We start from the raw sequence: 16,492 nt of genomic DNA on the forward strand, positions 1-16,492 counted from the left end.
AGTTTTGCAATACTCGGAAGATCATGTGAAAATCGGCTTGCATATTCTTGGGTTTGCAAAAATTTGCAGGTGATTTTAGCGGCATCTGCAAATTTTTTGCGATAAACTGCCGCGCCGTTATTCGAGCCGCTTGTTCGATGCAATGCTGATCCGTAACACGGTATCACAGGTTTATGGAGAGGAGGACGCCGTGGCCTATCAGGAGGTATATGACAGCTGGAAAAGCGACCCCGAGGGGTTCTGGATGGATGCCGCCAAGGGGATCGATTGGGTCCGCCCTCCGAGCAAGGCCTTGTTTGCGGAGAACGCCCCTCTCTACGAATGGTTCAGCGACGCGCGGGTGAACACCTGCTGGAACGCGGTGGACCGTCATGTCGAAAATGGTCGGGGTGAACAAACCGCCATCATCTACGACAGCCCAATCACCCAGACCAAGCGCGAAATCTCCTATGTCGAGCTGCGCAACCGCGTCGCCAATCTTGCTGGCGCGCTCCGGGCCAAAGGGGTCGAGAAAGGGGACCGGGTCATCATCTACATGCCGATGATCCCCGAAGCGCTTGAGGCGATGCTGGCCTGTGCCCGCCTGGGTGCTGTGCACTCGGTGGTGTTCGGCGGCTTTGCCAGCAACGAATTGGCAGTGCGCATCGATGATGCCAAACCCAAGGCAATCATCGCAGCCTCTTGCGGGCTGGAACCCGGTCGTGTGGTACATTACAAACCCCTGCTGGACGGCGCGATTGAGCTGGCCGACCACAAACCCGATTTCTGCGTCATCTTTCAACGCGAACAGGAAGTGGCCGAACTGATCGAGGGGCGCGATGTCAATTGGCACGGGTTTCAATATGGTGTTGAACCCGCCGAATGCGTGCCGGTCGACGGCAATGACCCGGCCTATATCCTCTATACGTCTGGAACGACGGGCGCGCCGAAAGGCGTTGTGCGCCCAACCGCAGGCCATCTGGTGGCGCTGAACTGGACGATGAAAAACCTCTATGATGTCGATCCCGGCGATGTGTTCTGGGCTGCCTCAGATGTGGGCTGGGTCGTCGGACATTCCTATATCTGCTACGCACCGCTTATCCACGGCAACACCACCATCGTGTTCGAAGGCAAACCGGTCGGCACACCGGATGCGGGCACGTTCTGGCGCGTGATCTCAGAGCATAAGGTCAAAAGCTTCTTCACCGCACCCACCGCAATCCGCGCCGTCAAACGCGAAGACCCCAAGGGTGAGCTGATGGCCAATTACGACCTGTCGAACCTGCGCGCCCTGTTTCTTGCCGGAGAACGCGCAGATCCCGACACGATCACCTGGGCGCAGGATGCGCTGAACGTGCCGGTGATCGACCATTGGTGGCAAACCGAAACCGGCTGGGCCATTGCAGGCAACCCGCTGGGGATCGAGGAATTGCCGATCAAACTGGGCTCGCCCGCCAAACCGATGCCGGGCTATGATGTGCAAATCCTCGACGAAGGCGGACACCCGATGAAAGCCCGAGAGTTGGGCGCAATTGCTGTCAAGCTGCCCCTGCCCCCCGGTACATTGCCGACGCTTTGGAATGCCGAGGCGCGGTTCAAGACCTCATACCTGGATCATTTCCCCGGCTATTACGAAACCGGTGACGCGGGCATGATCGACGAGGACGGATACCTTTATATCATGGCGCGCACGGATGACGTGATCAACGTGGCGGGCCATCGCCTGTCCACGGGTGGCATGGAGGAAGTTCTGGCCGCCCACCCGGATGTGGCCGAATGCGCCGTGATCGGGGTGTCGGACCAGTTGAAGGGCCAGATGCCGGTTGGCTTTCTGTGCCTGAATACTGGCTCGGATCGCGGTCACGATGACGTGGTGCAAGAGGTGGTCACCATGGTACGGGACAAGATCGGACCGGTGGCGGCCTTTAAAAAGGCCGTGGTTGTGGCGCGATTGCCCAAGACACGTTCAGGCAAGATCCTGCGTGGAACGATGGTGTCGATTGCGGATGGGCAGGACTATAAGATGCCCGCGACCATCGACGATCCGGCCATCCTGGACGAGATCACGGACGCATTGAAAACCATCGGCTATGCCAAATAACCGCCGTGTCGGCGACGTCGCGCGCTGTTTTGCTTGCAAGTGTTTAAGCGGCCCTTACTGTCGAGCACAGACAGCGAGGGCCCATGACAAAAACCGAACTCTGGCGTTTGAGCGCCACCGAATTGGCAGCGCAAACGACGCGCGGTGATATCCGCGCCGAGGACGCCGTTCAAAGCGCGCTGGACCGGATGCAGCAGGTCAATCCGACGCTAAATGCCGTGGTCGAGGACCTGGGCGTCGAAGCCCTGCAACGCGCCCGCGACCTTGACCGAGCCCGCGACGCGGGCGCGCCGGTTGGTCCGCTGCATGGTGTGCCGGTGACCATAAAGATCAATGTCGACCAAAAAGGGCATGCCACCTCGAACGGGGTTGTTGCTCTGAAGGATGTGATCGCACCCGATGACGCTCCGGTCGTCAGCAATTTGCAAAAGGCAGGCGCGATTGTGATCGGACGGACCAATACGCCCGAGTTTTCTTTCCGTGCCGACACCGACAACCCGCTGCACGGGCGCACGCATAACCCTTGGGGCAAACATATCTCACCCGGCGGATCCTCTGGCGGCGCCGGAGCTGCGGTCATGGCCGGGGTCGGTGCCCTGGCCCACGGCAATGACATAGGCGGCAGCCTGCGGTTTCCGGCGGCGGCCAACGGTGCGGTGACGGTCAAGCCCGGCCTGGGTCGTGTGCCTGCCTGGAACCCCAGTCAAACGGTAGAACGCGGGATGCTGGCGCAGTCCATGTCCGTCCAGGGCCTGCTGACACGCTCTGCCGCCGATTTGCACCTGTCCATGCCCAGCCTGATCGCAGCCGACCCGCGCGACCCGTTTCACGTACCCCTGCCCTGGCGCGGTGAGGCGATGGATGGCCCCATCAAGGTTGCGTTCACCAAGAACACCTTTGGCTATGCTCTGCATGATGAGGTCGACAAGGCTCTGGATACTGCGCGCGATGCCTTGGTGGACGCGGGATATGACGTGCACGAGGTTGAGCCGCCAGATGTGTTCGAATGTGGGCGTGCTGGGTATCGCGCCTTGATGGGCGAGGTTCTGTCTCTGCTGAAATCCGACATTCAGGCGGCTGGGTCGCAGACTATTCGCGACATCTTTGACGTCTACTTTCAGGAGTTTCCGCCGATTATAGAGACCGAGCTGTTGCAAATGATGGCGAAAAGATCCCACTACGCGCGGGAATGGTCCCTGTTTCTTCAAGACTACCCGCTGGTCCTGTCCCCGTTCCTGCCACAACCCTTCTTTGGCCCCGACCGAGACACAGAAGGTGCCGAAGGCGTGCATGAGGTTCTGGGCTGCGCGGTCTATTCCTACTCGATGAACTTTCTGGGATTGCCCGCCGCCAGCGTTCCGTCGCGGCTGGCGATGCTGCCCAAGGGGCCACAGCCGATTAATGTTCAGATCGCCGCCCGGCGGTGGCGCGAAGACCTTGCGGTGGATGCAGCCCAAGCCATCGAAGACCGTGTTGGGCAAATGGCTCCGATCCTCTGGGAAAAGCTAGAGACAGGCTGAGTTCACCCCAAACGAAATTGACCCCGGGTTATTGTGCCCGGGGTCCACTTTCTAAAATAAACCCAGAGATCAAAAGACAAGCGTGGCACCACCCACACAAGCCCGCGCTAAAACTGCGCTAAGGATCTTTACACCGTTAGATGGCCACTCACTTCCACCTTGGCGTTTTCTCCGGGCAAGTTCACACTACCAAAAGGTGAAATCGCTGAATGTGAACTGGTTCACATAAGAAAAATGAAATCGCCAGATGTCTGAAAAATCAGGTGAATTGTTCCGAGATTAGACGCTCTTCCAGCCCATGACCGGGATCAAACAGGATTCGATGCCGGATCGAAGGCTCAGACCGGATCTCAACCCAATCGATATCGGGGCATGAGTTCGAATCGGCATCTGCCATCACCGGGCGCTTGGCGGCATCCAGGACGTCGAACCGTACTTTGGCGGTGTTTGGCAGCAAAGCACCGCGCCACCGACGCGGGCGGAAGGCCGCGATAGCTGTCAGCGCCAATACGTCAGAGCCAATGGGCAGAATTGGCCCGTGGGCGGAATAGTTATAGGCGGTCGAGCCTGCGGGCGTTGACAACAGCGCACCATCACAAACCAACTCGGGCAGACGCTCGCGCCCGTCCACGGTGATCTTCAAGCGCGCGGCCTGCGGCCCTGCCCGCAGCAACGAGACCTCGTTGATCGCCAAAGCCTCACGCAGTTGGCCGGATTGGTCCATCGCCTTCATATGCAACGGGTTGATGACCTCTTCCTCGGCCTCGGCAAGCCGGGCCATCAGGTCAGTTTCCGCATACTCGTTCATCAGAAATCCGATTGTGCCGCGGTTCATCCCATAGACGGGTACATCCAGATGCTGGGTGCTGTGCAGCGTCCTGAGCATGAAACCGTCGCCACCCAGTGCGACCACCACATCCGCATCGCGGGGCGCTGCGTTCCCGTGGCGTTTGACCAGCACTTCGCGCGCGGATTGGGCGACATCGATGTCACTGGCCAGAAAAGCGATTCGTTTGGTCATCTTGGGTGGTTTCCAGTGCTGCACATTTGGTTCCGAAACAAACACACCTTTCCGCATTAGGCCAGCATTGACGCCCTCACAGGCCAATAAGTCGCTTTACAGGCTTTTTCCCCCGGACTGTTTCCTATAGGAAATCCGCCAAAGACTCACCTCAGCCATGTGGAGCCCTTATGAACGCCAACCTTCGTGACACCGGTTTCTTTACCCAGTCTCTTGCCGACCGTGACCCCGAGATCTTTGGCTCGATCACATCCGAACTTGGCCGCCAGCGCGACGAGATCGAATTGATTGCGTCCGAAAACATAGTCTCTGCCGCCGTTATGGAGGCACAGGGCTCGGTGATGACCAACAAATATGCCGAAGGCTATCCCGGTCGTCGCTATTATGGCGGGTGCCAGTTTGTGGATGTCGCCGAGAACCTGGCCATTGATCGCGCCAAGCAGTTGTTTGGCTGCGAGTTTGCCAATGTGCAGCCGAACTCGGGCTCACAGGCCAACCAGGGTGTGTTTCAAGCACTGATTCAGCCCGGTGATACCATTCTGGGCATGAGCCTGGACGCCGGTGGTCACCTGACCCATGGTGCACGTCCCAACCAGTCGGGCAAATGGTTCAACGCTGTGCAATATGGTGTGCGCCAGCAGGACAACATGCTGGACTATGATCAGGTCGAAGAGCTGGCGAAAGAGCATCAGCCCAAGCTGATCATTGCGGGTGGCTCGGCCATTCCGCGTCAGATCGACTTTGCCCGTATGCGCGAGATCGCCGATATGGTCGGTGCCTATCTGCATGTGGACATGGCCCATTTCGCCGGTCTCGTCGCGGCAGGCGAGCATCCCAGCCCCTTCCCGCATGCCCATGTGGCCACCACCACCACCCATAAAACCCTGCGCGGTCCGCGCGGCGGCATGATCCTGACCAATGATGCCGACATCGCCAAGAAAGTGAACTCGGCGATTTTCCCAGGTATTCAGGGCGGGCCGCTGATGCATGTGATTGCGGGCAAGGCTGTTGCCTTTGGGGAGGCGCTGCGGCCCGAATTCAAGACCTATATCCAGCAGGTTGTCGCCAACGCGCAAGCGCTGTCGGATCAGTTGATCAAAGGCGGTCTGGACACGGTGACGCACGGAACCGATACCCATGTGGTGCTGGTTGATCTGCGCCCCAAAGGCGTCAAGGGCAACGCGACCGAGAAGGCGCTGGGCCGGGCGCATATCACCTGCAACAAGAACGGTGTGCCGTTTGACCCGGAAAAGCCAACCGTCACTTCGGGCATTCGTCTGGGCTCGCCCGCTGGCACCACCCGCGGCTTTGGCGAGATCGAGTTCCGCCAGATCGCCGACTGGATCATCGAAGTGGTCGACGGGCTGGCTGCCAACGGTGAAGAAGGCAACGGCGCGGTCGAAGCAGAAGTGAAGGCCAAAGTTGCAGAGCTTTGCGCCCGCTTCCCGATCTACCCAAACCTGTAAACGGTAAAGAACGGCGCGAATTCGGCGCCGTTCTTGTCCACAAGGCTCCCGCCCCTTTTGCGCGCATCAAAGATGCGCTGAAAGCGTTGGGCCAAGCGCCACGCCCTGCAGCGTGGCGCGGCTGCGATCAGATCTCGGCGTCTGTTTCCTTCAGAGCATCCTCAAGCAACTTTTCGTTGCGCGCCTCTTCGATCCGGTTGATGCGATCTTCGGCAGAGCGGCTGTCGAAGCGGTATTTCACCACGTTGATCAGGCTGAGGGTCAGCAGCACGACGCCCATGCCCCAATAGCCTTTGGTCGAAAGCGGCACGTCGGTTGACAGGTACAGCGAGATTGCAAGCAACAGATAGGCCAAGGCCACGCCGGCACCGTTCAGCATCAGGATCAGGTTGTTTTCGTTACGATTGGTCATTTCAAGTCTCCGAGTTTTCTATGTGTTGGTCAAAAAGTCAGCTTTTCGGCGATGCTTTGAGACGGCTGAGCACATCCGCAGCGGTGCTGCGGGTTTTGGGGCCATAGCCCGCCTCTTCCATCCGTTGCCCGATGTCACGGTGATCCAGCCCCCGGTCGATGTCTTGCAGGATTTCGGACTGCTCGAACGGATCATCCTTGTTCATCACGCGAGTGATTAGCGCCTCGGCTTCCTCAATCGGGCTGTCGCCACCCAGATGCCGGTTCAGGCGCTTTTGCAAACTCTGTTCACGACGCACCGCACGGGCGGAAATAGCGCCTTGCTTCAGATCCAGAATCCGACGGTTTGCGGCTTGTACAGATTGGCGCAGTTGCAGAATGCGCCCGTCCAGCCGATCAACTGTCTGACGCCGGAGCACCAATTCGTTTTCAAGATCCGCCACCGCTTGCGCCGCCGTCTCCGCCATGTCCTGACGACCATCGGCCAAGGCAGCCCCTGCCCGTTCCATCAACTCGTCAATCCGGGTTTGCAGCGTTTCGATCTGGCGGGTCTCGCCGCGCTGACGCTGAATCAGGCTGGCCAAGGTCAATTTGGCTGCTTTCAGATTTTGCTCTGCTTCGCGAATTTTCTGGTCAATCAACTCGATCGAGTAGGCATCGCGCAATTGCTCTTCGGCCCGCGCATTGGCTCCACTGATCAAGGTCTTTAACGTTCCAAACATGTGATCCTCCGTATGAACGTTGTTCACCGAACGGATATAGCAAGATCCTGAACGTCGTTCAATATTTTTTGAACGACGTTCAGGAAACTATTTGTTTCCAATTCGTGAGAGAACCTGAGCGATCATGCGCTCGATCTGTTCCGGAGGCACACCGGATATGCGGTTTTCGAGACCCAGCGTGACGATGCCATGGACCGACGAGAACAGCGCGCGGGTCATCAGATCCATCTCGGCCCGGTCGAGATCGGGAAACAGTTCACGCGCCGGTTCAGCGATATAGGCAAAGAGGCCTTTGAGTGCTTCGCGATACCAATCGGGAACATTGCTATCATCGGCCATTTGCAGGTCAAACAAGGCCCGCCACAGGTTTGTGTGCGCATTGGCGAAATGCAGATAAGCCGTGCTCATGACGATCAACCGCTCAACCGGGGATTCCGTGCCGTCGAAGGATGCGCCTACCGCCTGTTCCAGACGCAGGAATGTGCGCCCATTGACCGCCATGGCAATCGCCGTCAGGTCTTCATAAGCATTGTAGATTGCGCCCACAGCGCAGCCAGCATCCTTGGCCAAATCACGCGCCCGCAGTTCCGACAAACCATCCCGGGCGATCCGAATCTCGGCCGCTTCAACCAGCTTTTCGCGCAATTGTTGGCGCCGGATCTGAGTTTTTGTGGTCATCGTATCCCCAAAAAGGTGAACTGCGTTCATCCCCTTGCGGATAAGCCAAAAGACCTATTCAGATCAAGCCGCGCCAGTACAGAACGATCAGGGCCAGAACAGTCAGGGCGATCAGGTTGAAGGACAACGAGCCCAAGAGCCCAAGAAACCACCCCCATCGGCGATCGGCCAAATCTATGGCGCGCAGATGGGATTGTACCTCATCCGCGGCGCGAGCCAGCCGCTTTGTATCCAGCACCAGTCGCAGCCTGGGGTGATCCGCCAGAGGTTCGGCCTGGGCCAGTACCATCGCCTCTTTATAGACCCTGCGCGGCAGCCGACGTTTGGCGCGTTTGACCGACGCGGCAAGGGTTTTGTCGCGCACGCCCAGCTTGCCGCGCAACAGTTCAATTGTCTCGGCGATCTGGCTCTGAACATCGGTATTCTGCGGCATGGCCCCTCCTGCGGCGGCACCCTAACCGGTGCGTTTGCTGGCGACAATGGGGGTGGCTGTTTCCGGCGGCGAAAGGTATCACCCGGGATATGCTGAACACCATTGTCCACGGTACCCCCACCGACCGCCCCACCCTTGTGATTGCCCATGGCCTGTACGGGTCGGCGCGGAACTGGGGCGTCATTGCCCGCCGGTTGTCGGATGAACGCCAAGTTGTGGCTGTTGATATGCGCAACCACGCACACAGCAAATGGGATCCCCATCACGGCTATCCAGATCTGGCGCGTGATCTGGCCGAGGTCATCAACGACCTGGGCGCGCCGGTTGACCTGCTGGGGCATTCGATGGGCGGGAAAGCGGCGATGGCTGTGGCGCTGGAATATGGGAATCTACTGCGCAAATTGGTGGTCGCGGATATCGCCCCGGTGCGGTACACGCACAGCCAGATCCAGTTTATCGAGGCCATGCGTGCGGTTGACCTGTCCCGAGTCGAGCGGCGCTCGGACGCGGAACAGCAACTGGCCGATCTGGGGGTCGAGAAAGCTTTGCAGAGCTTTTTCACGCAATCACTGGATGTGAAAGAGAAACGGTGGCTGCTGAACCTCGACGGGCTCGCCGACGCGATGCCTGACATCATGGGATTTCCAACCTACACATCCAACTGGCCAGGTCCGGCCCTGTTCTTGTCGGGTGGCGCATCGGACTATGTTCTGCCGCAACATCGCGACACGATCCGCACCCTGTTCCCCGGTGCAAAATTTGCCAAGATCCCCGGTGCCGGGCATTGGTTGCACGCCGAAAAACCACGAGAGTTCGAGGCCGCAGTCCGGGCTTTTCTGAACGCCTGATCAGGCTTGCGACGTATAAAGCCGCCTGGCCACGAACCAAGCTGCGGGCAGCGCTAACAGACCCCGACCAGAGCAGCGGATATGATAGCGACCGTGGTGACAAAGCCCGCCGACAGCACAGCGATCACGGCGCTTCCGGCGAAAGCGGTTGCGATCAAAGAATACAGCACAGAGGCCAGTCGAAACATGGGCTGCGAACCTTCCACTTGGAGTCCCAATTCCCATATCGCTCCTGTGCAAAGACTTCCCTGATCTGCGTCAAGATCAGACCTATTCCGGGCCCACCACAGCGCCACCACCATTGATCCAGTCAGACAGGCCGCCCAGATTATAGACCTCGGGATACCCCATATCTTTCAGCAGCTTCCCGGCCAAAGCTGCACGACCGCCCGAGGCGCAATGTAGCACGATGGCGCGATCTTTGCGCAGCTCCGGGTCATGCGATGGAACCGCGTCATCAGCGCGAAACTCAAGCATCCCGCGTGGAATATGATGTGCCCCCTCAGCGCGGCCGGTGCGCTCCAGTTCGGCCCCGTCGCGCACATCCAAAAGCAGAGCCCCTTGCCCCATCAACGCCTGTGCGCGCGCGGTATCAATACGCTCTACAATCGCGTTTGCGGCTTCCATCATGTCTTTGACTGTCAACGGCATCTCATCCTCCGGCCTGAGTGTTCCGACCCTTATATAGGGAATGCAGAATGTATGATAACCCGCTTGTTGTGCGAATTCCTAGCTTTCCTGCCGTTTTCCAATTGGCAGAGGAAAGTTTCTGGTGCGGGCGGTGGGACTCGAACCCACACGGGCATACGCCCTTCAGATTTTAAGTCTGATATGTCTACCATTCCATCACGCCCGCACAGCGCCGAAAAAGGGCCGGTTCGGACTCCCTAACCCTCTGAGCAGGTGAAGACAATCCATTCCTTGGGTCCACAGTTGGAAAACCCTGGAAACCGAAGCATGTCTGCCCCTAAGCTTGCCCTTTGCGATAAAGCCGACCCATCACCAAAGGCGTCAGATACATCGGTATCTGGTAGGCGCCGATGAAAGCCATGATTGGGGCCGTCACCTCGGGCGGCAGGGCGACAAAGAAAATCGCGATGTTGCGGTTTCCTGCGATCACCGAAATTGCTGTGGATTTCTCGCCGGGCAGAGTCTTGCGGGTCAATTTGAACGCCAAAAGCTGCGCACCGAAGTTGATCAGGCAGGCAAAAGCGATCCAGAACGCCGCCGCCGCCGGGTTTGTGAGTGCTGTGGCGCTGACCGACGGCATCAGGCCGATGACGAAGACGGCCAGGGTAATATTGGCAAGCCCTTCAATTGAAAGAGACATCTCGCTGGACAAGCGCCGCAGCAGGGTCATGCGCAACACAAGCGCCGCCCCCGCAGCGGCGACGATGGTCAGGAAAAGTCGGGTCGTGGCGGTCAGAACGGTGGAAAAATCGCCCAGCTCAGGCATCAAAAGAAACACCGGCAGCGCCGTCAGCGGCAGAAGCGCGGTACCCAAAATCATCAAACGCATCGCGTATTCAGGCGGATAGCCCATCATCAGGCACATGTTGGGGCTGCCGGAAATGGATGGTGCCGACATCATGATCAATACCGACAACAGCAACGGTGCACCGATCCAGCCCCCGGCGAATCCGACGGCTAGTACGACCATGGGCAGCAGCACCTGGAACAGGATGACAACGCCGATCCCCTGCCCCAGATCCCTGAGGCTTCCCACAAGTGTTGCTGGGTCCATCCGCAGCACAGTGATGAAAAGCAACATCACGACAAGCGGCGGCAACAAGGGGCGCATCGGTTCGGCCAGCCCGGGCAGCAAAAGACCCGCCACCAGCCCTGCGATCAACACATAGGGACCATGGCGGGCTGCCAGATGGAGCGGGTTCAAATCAGTCTACCCTCCGGGCGATTGCCGCAGGTTTTCCGGCAACCATGTGGCCAGCTCGGGGAACCAGATCAGGACAAAGACCATCAGCACCATGATCAGGAACATCGGGATCGCTGCACGCGCAATATAGCCCATCTCATGATTGGTCATGCCTTGCATCACAAAGAGGTTAAAGCCGATAGGCGGTGTGATCTGCGCCATTTCGACAACGACCACGATGAAGATACCAAACCAGATCAGGTCAATCCCCGCATCGCGGATCATCGGCTCGACCACAGCCATGGTCAGAACCACCGAAGAGATCCCGTCAAGGAAACACCCCAGAATGATGTAAAAGACCAGCAGAACCATCAGCAGCTCGAACCGCGTCAACTCCCACCCGGCGATCAGATCGGCCAGCCCGCGCGGCAGGCCGGTGAAGCCCATCGACAGCGACAGAAAGGCAGCACCTGCAAGGATCAGCGCGATCATGGCGCTGGTGCGCGTGGCCCCCATCAGGCTTTCAGTAAAGGTCTTCCACGTCAGCGAGCCCTGCCCCGCTGCCAACAGCAGACCCCCGATCACGCCAAAGGCGGCGGCCTCGGTTGCGGTGGCATAGCCCAGATACATCGAGCCGATCACAACCGTGATCAGCAGGATCACCGGCAGCAGAAACCGTGAGTTTCTGAGCTTTTCGCGGAAGGTCAACTTGCCCTCGATATTGGGATTCCAGTCTTTGCCGATCTTGGAATAGATCGCGACATAGCCCATGAACATCGCCGCCAGCACCAGGCCGGGCAGGATACCCGCAAAGAACAGCTTGGTGATGGATTCGTTGATGGTCACCCCGTAGACAATCAGCGTTAGCGAGGGTGGGATCATCAGACCTAGCGTTGCAGCCCCGGTCAGTGTGCCGATGATCATCCGCTCGGGATAATTCCGTTTGCGCAATTCTGGGATCGACATTTTGCCCACCGTGGTCAGGGTGGCCGCAGACGAGCCTGACACAGCGGCAAACACGGTGCAGCCGACGATATTGGTATGCACGAGCCCACCTGGCAAAGGCGCCATCCAGGGGGACAGCCCCTTGAACATGTCTTCAGATAATCGCGTGCGATAGAGGATCTCGCCCATCCAGATGAACATCGGCAGCGCGGTCAGCGTCCAGGAAGAAGAGGCCGACCAGATGGTTGTGATCATCACATCGCCCACGGGCCGCGTGGTGAACAGCTCCATCCCGACCCAGGCGACGCCCATCAGGGCCAGGCCCACCCAGACACCCGTACCCAGCAAGGTGAACAAAACAAACAAAAAGAGGATGATGACAGAGAGGTTTTCCATGCGCTTATTCTCCCTGGCTTTGATCGGCCAGATCACGGGTGATCCGGTGATCGCCCTTGATGAGCACGTGGATAAGATGGTCGGTCAGCGCAATCGCAAGGATCACCGCGCCGATCAGCATCGTAGATTGCGGGATCCACAAAGCGGTTTTGTCTTGCCCCTGGCTGATATCGTTGAACTTCCAGCTCCAATAGACAAACCGGTAGGCGTACCAGCAGAAGTACCACATCACCGCAGTGCCGATGGCAAAGCACCAGACCTCAAGAATACGGCGCACGCTTTCGGGTACGGCGTTCAGCAGGATCGAGACCCGGATGTGGCTGCCTCGGTTCAATGCATTTGCAAAGGCCAGGAACGAGGCGGCGGCCATGGCGTACCCGGCATAATCGGGCGCGCCCGGAAAGACCTCACCGGTCCAGCGGGCCAGCATTTGCACCACGATCAACAGCAGGATGGCGATCAGGCTCAGCGCTGCCAGAACCCCTGCTGCCAGATAAATGAAATCCAGTACGGACCGAAGCCCTCGCAAAGCACCCATGCTGTTCCCGTGTTTGTTTTCTTGGTTGGTATTCGGGCGGCGAAATGCTCCGCCGCCCGACGACAATCAGTTATTGAGACGCGTTGAACGCGTCGACAATCGCCTTGCCCTGATCTCCGGCGGCTTCCAGCCACTCATTGGTCATGGTGACACCGATTTCTTTCAGTTCATTGACCATCTGCTCAGAAGCCGGACCAACGGTCATGCCACCATCGCGCAGGCCTTGCAGGGTAAAGCCCGTGTACTCCTTGGCTCGCCAGTTGCCCGCATATTCGGCCAGTTCGGCACAGGCCTTGATGACGTTTTTGTTGGTGTCAGAAACACCCGACCAAACGTCGGAGTTCACCATCACGTAATTGCGCGGCAGCCATGCATCCACTTCGTAGAAATAGTTCAGGCTTTCCCAGACCTTACGGTCATACCCTGTGGATCCCGATGACACCATCGCATCGGCAACACCTGTGGCAAAAGCCTGACTGATCTCGGCCGCTTCGATGGTTACGGGCAACATTCCTGTCAGCTCGGCCAGCCGCGATGTGGCGTTATTGTACGAGCGGAACTTGATGCCCTCCATATCGGCAACCGAGTTCACCTCGTTCTTGAAGTACAGCCCCTGCGGTGGCCAGGGCACGGCATAAAGCAGCGTCAGGTTCTGCTCGGCCAGCAGTTCTTCGATTGTAGGCTTCGCCGCTTCCCAGAGCTTGGCGCTATCGTCAAAGGACGTGGCCAGGAAAGGGATCGAGTCGAACCCAAACAGTGCGTTTTCGTTCTGGTGGCCGGACAGAAGACGCTCACCGATTGGGGCCTGCCCGGTCTGGATTGCGCGTTTGATGTCAGCACCCTTGAACAGCGATCCCGACGGGTGCGTGACAATTTCAATCTCGCCCCCAGTGCCAGTGGTCACGCATTTGGCGAATTCCGCCCCGGTGGCCGAATGGAAGTTTGACGCCGAATAGGCCATCGGCATGTCCCATTTCTCGGCCAAAGCGGGTGCAGCTGCGGCGGCAGTCAAAGCAGTTGCTGCCAAAAGATGTGTCAGTTTTTTCATCATGTTCTCCCGGTTGAAATTCGTTGTGTCAGTGTTGTCCACCGATCTGTCTAGGTTGCGAAACGTGCAGGTGCATAGGCACTTACATCCATGTTCGGGTTTCTGCCCGCGATCATCTGCGCCAAAAGCCGCCCCGTCTTGGGGCCACCCGTCAGGCCGATGTGATGGTGACCAAAGCCCATGAAAGCACCGTCAGTCCCCGGCACATCCCCAATGACAGGGATCGAGTCGGCAGGCGCTGGCCTATGTCCCATCCATTCGCTTTCTTCGCGCCATGTCAAACCCGGAAACGTCGCTTTGGCGTTCTTGCGCAATAGATCGAACGCAGCGGGCGAGGGTTCAGCCTCGAGCCCTCCGAATTCAACAATGCCAGCCAAACGGATGCGCCCCTCCATCGGGGTGGCCACAAACTTGCCCGAGGCGATCATGGCCGGGCAACGCGGCATGGCCGAGGGTTCGATCAATTCCAGATGATACCCGCGCTCGGTTTCCAGCGGCACCGATATGCCCAGGGATTTTGCCAAAGGGCCAGACCAAACGCCAGCTGTCAGCACAGCCGCGTCACACTCAATCTGTTGCCCCCCGGCCTTTACGGCCGTAACGCGACCGCTTTCATGCAGGATGGCTTGCACTTCGGCGCCGATGATTTGACCGCCTTGCGCTTTAACATGACCGGCCAAGTCTTTGATATATCTTCCGGGATCCTTGATGTGGCCATGTTCGGCCATCTTCGCCGCAAATCCGATCTGCGGGCCATATATCGGGTCGAAGTCATGAAACTCTTGCCCTTCGAGTTCCTGCCATTTGACCCCGTTCTTGTGCCTGATGCGCCATCCGAAGGCATCGCTTTCAAAGTGCGCGCGGTCGTCATAGACATACATATAGTCCGAAGGAGCGATCCACTTTTCCGCTCCTGTGCCCTGCGCCAGTGCGGCGTGATCGTTCAGACTGTCTCCGACAATGGGTGTAAGGGCTGCCGCAATCCGATCTGCATCTTCTGCATTGGCGTGCTTCAGATACCGCGTCAGCCAGGGCAGCAGCTTGGGCAGGTACCCCCATTTCAAGAACAATGGCTGCATCGGATCAAACAGCATTCCCGGCGCTTTTTTCAGCAGCCCCGGCACGGTCACCGGCACTACCGAGCATGAAGCCAGAACACCACCATTCCCGTAAGACGTGCCCTCCCCCGGTCCAGCCTTGTCGATCAGAATAACCTTGTGACCATCTCTTTGCAGCCAGATCGCGGTAGAGACACCAACGATCCCGGCCCCGATGATGGCTATGGTCTTTTGTTCGCTCATGCTGCCTGCGCCCGAGCGGTTGCGTAATGTTCCAACTTGCCAATATCCGGCATGCCACCCAAACCCGGACCATTGGGAACGACAACCTTGCCCTCGCTGACCGCGAAGCGCTCTTGCAGGATATCGTCAGCCAGAAAGTAGGAGGCCTGATAAAACTCGCATCCAAGTGTGATTTCGGGCGTGGCGGCGATCATATGTGTACCGGCCAGATGGGCCAATCCGGTCTCGAACATGTCGCCACCATAAGCGCTCAGCCCATGCGCCGCAGCAATGCGCGCAACGCTTTGGCCACGCGATAGGCCACCAGATTTCATGATCTTGACCGATACGCCGTCGCAAATTCCTTCGCGGGCGGCGCGCTCCATATCTTCGGGCCCAAACACGCTTTCATCTGCCAATAGCGGTACGTCAACCATCTTCCGCAACTGCGCCATCATACCAAAATGATGCGCCCGCACAGGCTGCTCGATGAAATCGGGACGAAACTGCGCCACATCGCGCACCTGCGCCGGAGCGTCCTCGACCGACAAGCCCTGATTATAGTCCACCCGCACCGAGAATTCGGGGGCATTCTGCGCCAGGTATTCCAACCTCATGATATCGAACGCGTGATCTTTGAACCCGGTCTTTAACTTGACGATCCGCACGCCATCATCCTTCAGTCGGGCCAGCAGATCGATATCCTGTGCAAAATCTGGGTTGGCGATGGAACAGCTGAGCGGGATCGTGCTGCGACATCGTCCACCCAGCAGCGCCCAGACGGGGACACCGCTGATGCGACCCGTAAGGTCCAGAAGCGCTGTCTCAACCGCCGCCTTGGCCTCGGTGCAATGGGCCACCGCTTTTTCGGCCTGCGCCATAATCCTGGCCCGATCCGCGACCGGCTGACCCACGACGAGTGGGCGTAGATACCGGTTCAGCGCCGCAAAGCTGGCCTCGGGCGAGCCGGTAAAGACCGACCAGGGCGACGCCTCGCCAAAACCCTGCGAGCCATCTTCTGACGTCAGCCGCAGCACCACGATCTCGCAGGTGCCTTCGACCGAGCCAATCCCGTGATCGCGGCGCGATGTAACCGGCAGTTCAAGGTGCCACAGGTCGTACCCCACGATTTTCTGATCTAAGTCGCCCATGCAGCCCCCGGTTCCACCCTGAAAGCCTGCCTTGACCTACATATCATTTCAAATACTAATTCTTGGCAACTCCATCAGAAGA

Annotated in this window: 17 protein-coding genes and 1 tRNA gene; 4 read left to right on the plus strand and 14 right to left on the minus strand. The window is 58.5% G+C overall.

Annotation, left to right across the window (positions count from 1 at the left end):
• Nucleotides 1–190 precede the first annotated feature (190 nt).
• Nucleotides 191–2,080 carry a propionate-CoA ligase PrpE gene (prpE, locus tag GOX45_RS16765; protein WP_171102408.1) on the plus strand — a complete coding sequence of 630 codons (1,890 nt, stop codon included), beginning with the start codon at nt 191–193 and terminating at the stop codon, nt 2,078–2,080.
• An 83-nt stretch (nt 2,081–2,163) separates the two neighbouring features.
• Nucleotides 2,164–3,600 (plus strand): amidase family protein, encoded by a 1,437-nt coding sequence (locus tag GOX45_RS16770; protein ID WP_171102314.1) that lies wholly within the window; start codon nt 2,164–2,166, stop codon nt 3,598–3,600.
• Between the two features lie 259 nt (nt 3,601–3,859).
• Here GOX45_RS16770 and GOX45_RS16775 read toward each other — a convergent pair whose 3' ends face one another.
• Nucleotides 3,860–4,621, minus strand: a complete 762-nt coding sequence (locus GOX45_RS16775) for an NAD kinase (protein ID WP_171102315.1) — start codon at nt 4,619–4,621, stop codon at nt 3,860–3,862.
• A 170-nt stretch (nt 4,622–4,791) separates the two neighbouring features.
• On the opposite strand from GOX45_RS16775, the gene glyA reads away from it, so the two are divergent.
• Nucleotides 4,792–6,087: a serine hydroxymethyltransferase gene (gene glyA / locus GOX45_RS16780; protein ID WP_171102316.1), complete on the plus strand. Its 1,296-nt coding sequence runs from the start codon at nt 4,792–4,794 to the stop codon at nt 6,085–6,087.
• A 127-nt stretch (nt 6,088–6,214) separates the two neighbouring features.
• Here glyA and GOX45_RS16785 read toward each other — a convergent pair whose 3' ends face one another.
• The 4 genes from GOX45_RS16785 to GOX45_RS16800 form a co-directional block, all read right to left on the minus strand.
• A complete protein-coding gene (locus GOX45_RS16785) occupies nt 6,215–6,499 on the minus strand; it encodes a hypothetical protein (RefSeq protein ID WP_171102317.1) in 285 nt (94 codons plus the stop codon).
• A gap of 37 nt (nt 6,500–6,536) precedes the next feature.
• Nucleotides 6,537–7,220 (minus strand): PspA/IM30 family protein, encoded by a 684-nt coding sequence (locus tag GOX45_RS16790; RefSeq protein ID WP_171102318.1) that lies wholly within the window; start codon nt 7,218–7,220, stop codon nt 6,537–6,539.
• Between the two features lie 87 nt (nt 7,221–7,307).
• Entirely contained in the window at nt 7,308–7,898 is a 591-nt protein-coding gene (locus GOX45_RS16795; protein WP_171102319.1) for a TetR/AcrR family transcriptional regulator, read from the minus strand.
• A gap of 58 nt (nt 7,899–7,956) precedes the next feature.
• Nucleotides 7,957–8,331 carry a hypothetical protein gene (locus GOX45_RS16800; RefSeq protein WP_171102320.1) on the minus strand — a complete coding sequence of 125 codons (375 nt, stop codon included), beginning with the start codon at nt 8,329–8,331 and terminating at the stop codon, nt 7,957–7,959.
• A gap of 89 nt (nt 8,332–8,420) precedes the next feature.
• Here GOX45_RS16800 and GOX45_RS16805 point away from each other — a divergent pair, with 89 nt between their 5' ends.
• Entirely contained in the window at nt 8,421–9,179 is a 759-nt protein-coding gene (locus GOX45_RS16805; protein ID WP_171102321.1) for an alpha/beta fold hydrolase, read from the plus strand.
• A gap of 53 nt (nt 9,180–9,232) precedes the next feature.
• Here GOX45_RS16805 and GOX45_RS16810 read toward each other — a convergent pair whose 3' ends face one another.
• The 9 genes from GOX45_RS16810 to GOX45_RS16850 form a co-directional block, all read right to left on the minus strand.
• Nucleotides 9,233–9,385 carry a hypothetical protein gene (locus tag GOX45_RS16810; RefSeq protein WP_371808988.1) on the minus strand — a complete coding sequence of 51 codons (153 nt, stop codon included), beginning with the start codon at nt 9,383–9,385 and terminating at the stop codon, nt 9,233–9,235.
• A 64-nt stretch (nt 9,386–9,449) separates the two neighbouring features.
• Nucleotides 9,450–9,830 carry a rhodanese-like domain-containing protein gene (locus tag GOX45_RS16815; RefSeq protein ID WP_171102322.1) on the minus strand — a complete coding sequence of 127 codons (381 nt, stop codon included), beginning with the start codon at nt 9,828–9,830 and terminating at the stop codon, nt 9,450–9,452.
• A 119-nt stretch (nt 9,831–9,949) separates the two neighbouring features.
• Nucleotides 9,950–10,035, minus strand: a tRNA-Leu gene (locus tag GOX45_RS16820).
• A gap of 111 nt (nt 10,036–10,146) precedes the next feature.
• Nucleotides 10,147–11,073, minus strand: coding sequence for a hypothetical protein (locus GOX45_RS16825; protein ID WP_171102323.1), 927 nt, complete (start codon nt 11,071–11,073; stop codon nt 10,147–10,149).
• Nucleotides 11,074–11,079: 6 nt separating this feature from the next.
• Nucleotides 11,080–12,393, minus strand: coding sequence for a TRAP transporter large permease (locus GOX45_RS16830; RefSeq protein ID WP_171102324.1), 1,314 nt, complete (start codon nt 12,391–12,393; stop codon nt 11,080–11,082).
• Nucleotides 12,394–12,397: 4 nt separating this feature from the next.
• Complete coding sequence (locus GOX45_RS16835) at nt 12,398–12,931, minus strand: TRAP transporter small permease (protein WP_171102325.1); 534 nt, start codon at nt 12,929–12,931, stop codon at nt 12,398–12,400.
• 70 nt (nt 12,932–13,001) lie between these two features.
• Nucleotides 13,002–13,979, minus strand: a complete 978-nt coding sequence (locus GOX45_RS16840; protein WP_171102326.1) for a TRAP transporter substrate-binding protein — start codon at nt 13,977–13,979, stop codon at nt 13,002–13,004.
• Nucleotides 13,980–14,029: 50 nt separating this feature from the next.
• Nucleotides 14,030–15,280 carry an FAD-binding oxidoreductase gene (locus GOX45_RS16845; RefSeq protein ID WP_171102327.1) on the minus strand — a complete coding sequence of 417 codons (1,251 nt, stop codon included), beginning with the start codon at nt 15,278–15,280 and terminating at the stop codon, nt 14,030–14,032.
• Nucleotides 15,277–16,410 (minus strand): enolase C-terminal domain-like protein, encoded by a 1,134-nt coding sequence (locus GOX45_RS16850; protein ID WP_171102328.1) that lies wholly within the window; start codon nt 16,408–16,410, stop codon nt 15,277–15,279. The genes GOX45_RS16845 and GOX45_RS16850 overlap by 4 nt, the downstream gene beginning before the upstream one ends.
• Nucleotides 16,411–16,492 lie beyond the last annotated feature (82 nt).

The organism is Ruegeria sp. HKCCD7255 (assembly GCF_013031565.1).
Taxonomy (GTDB): Bacteria; Pseudomonadota; Alphaproteobacteria; order Rhodobacterales; family Rhodobacteraceae; genus Ruegeria.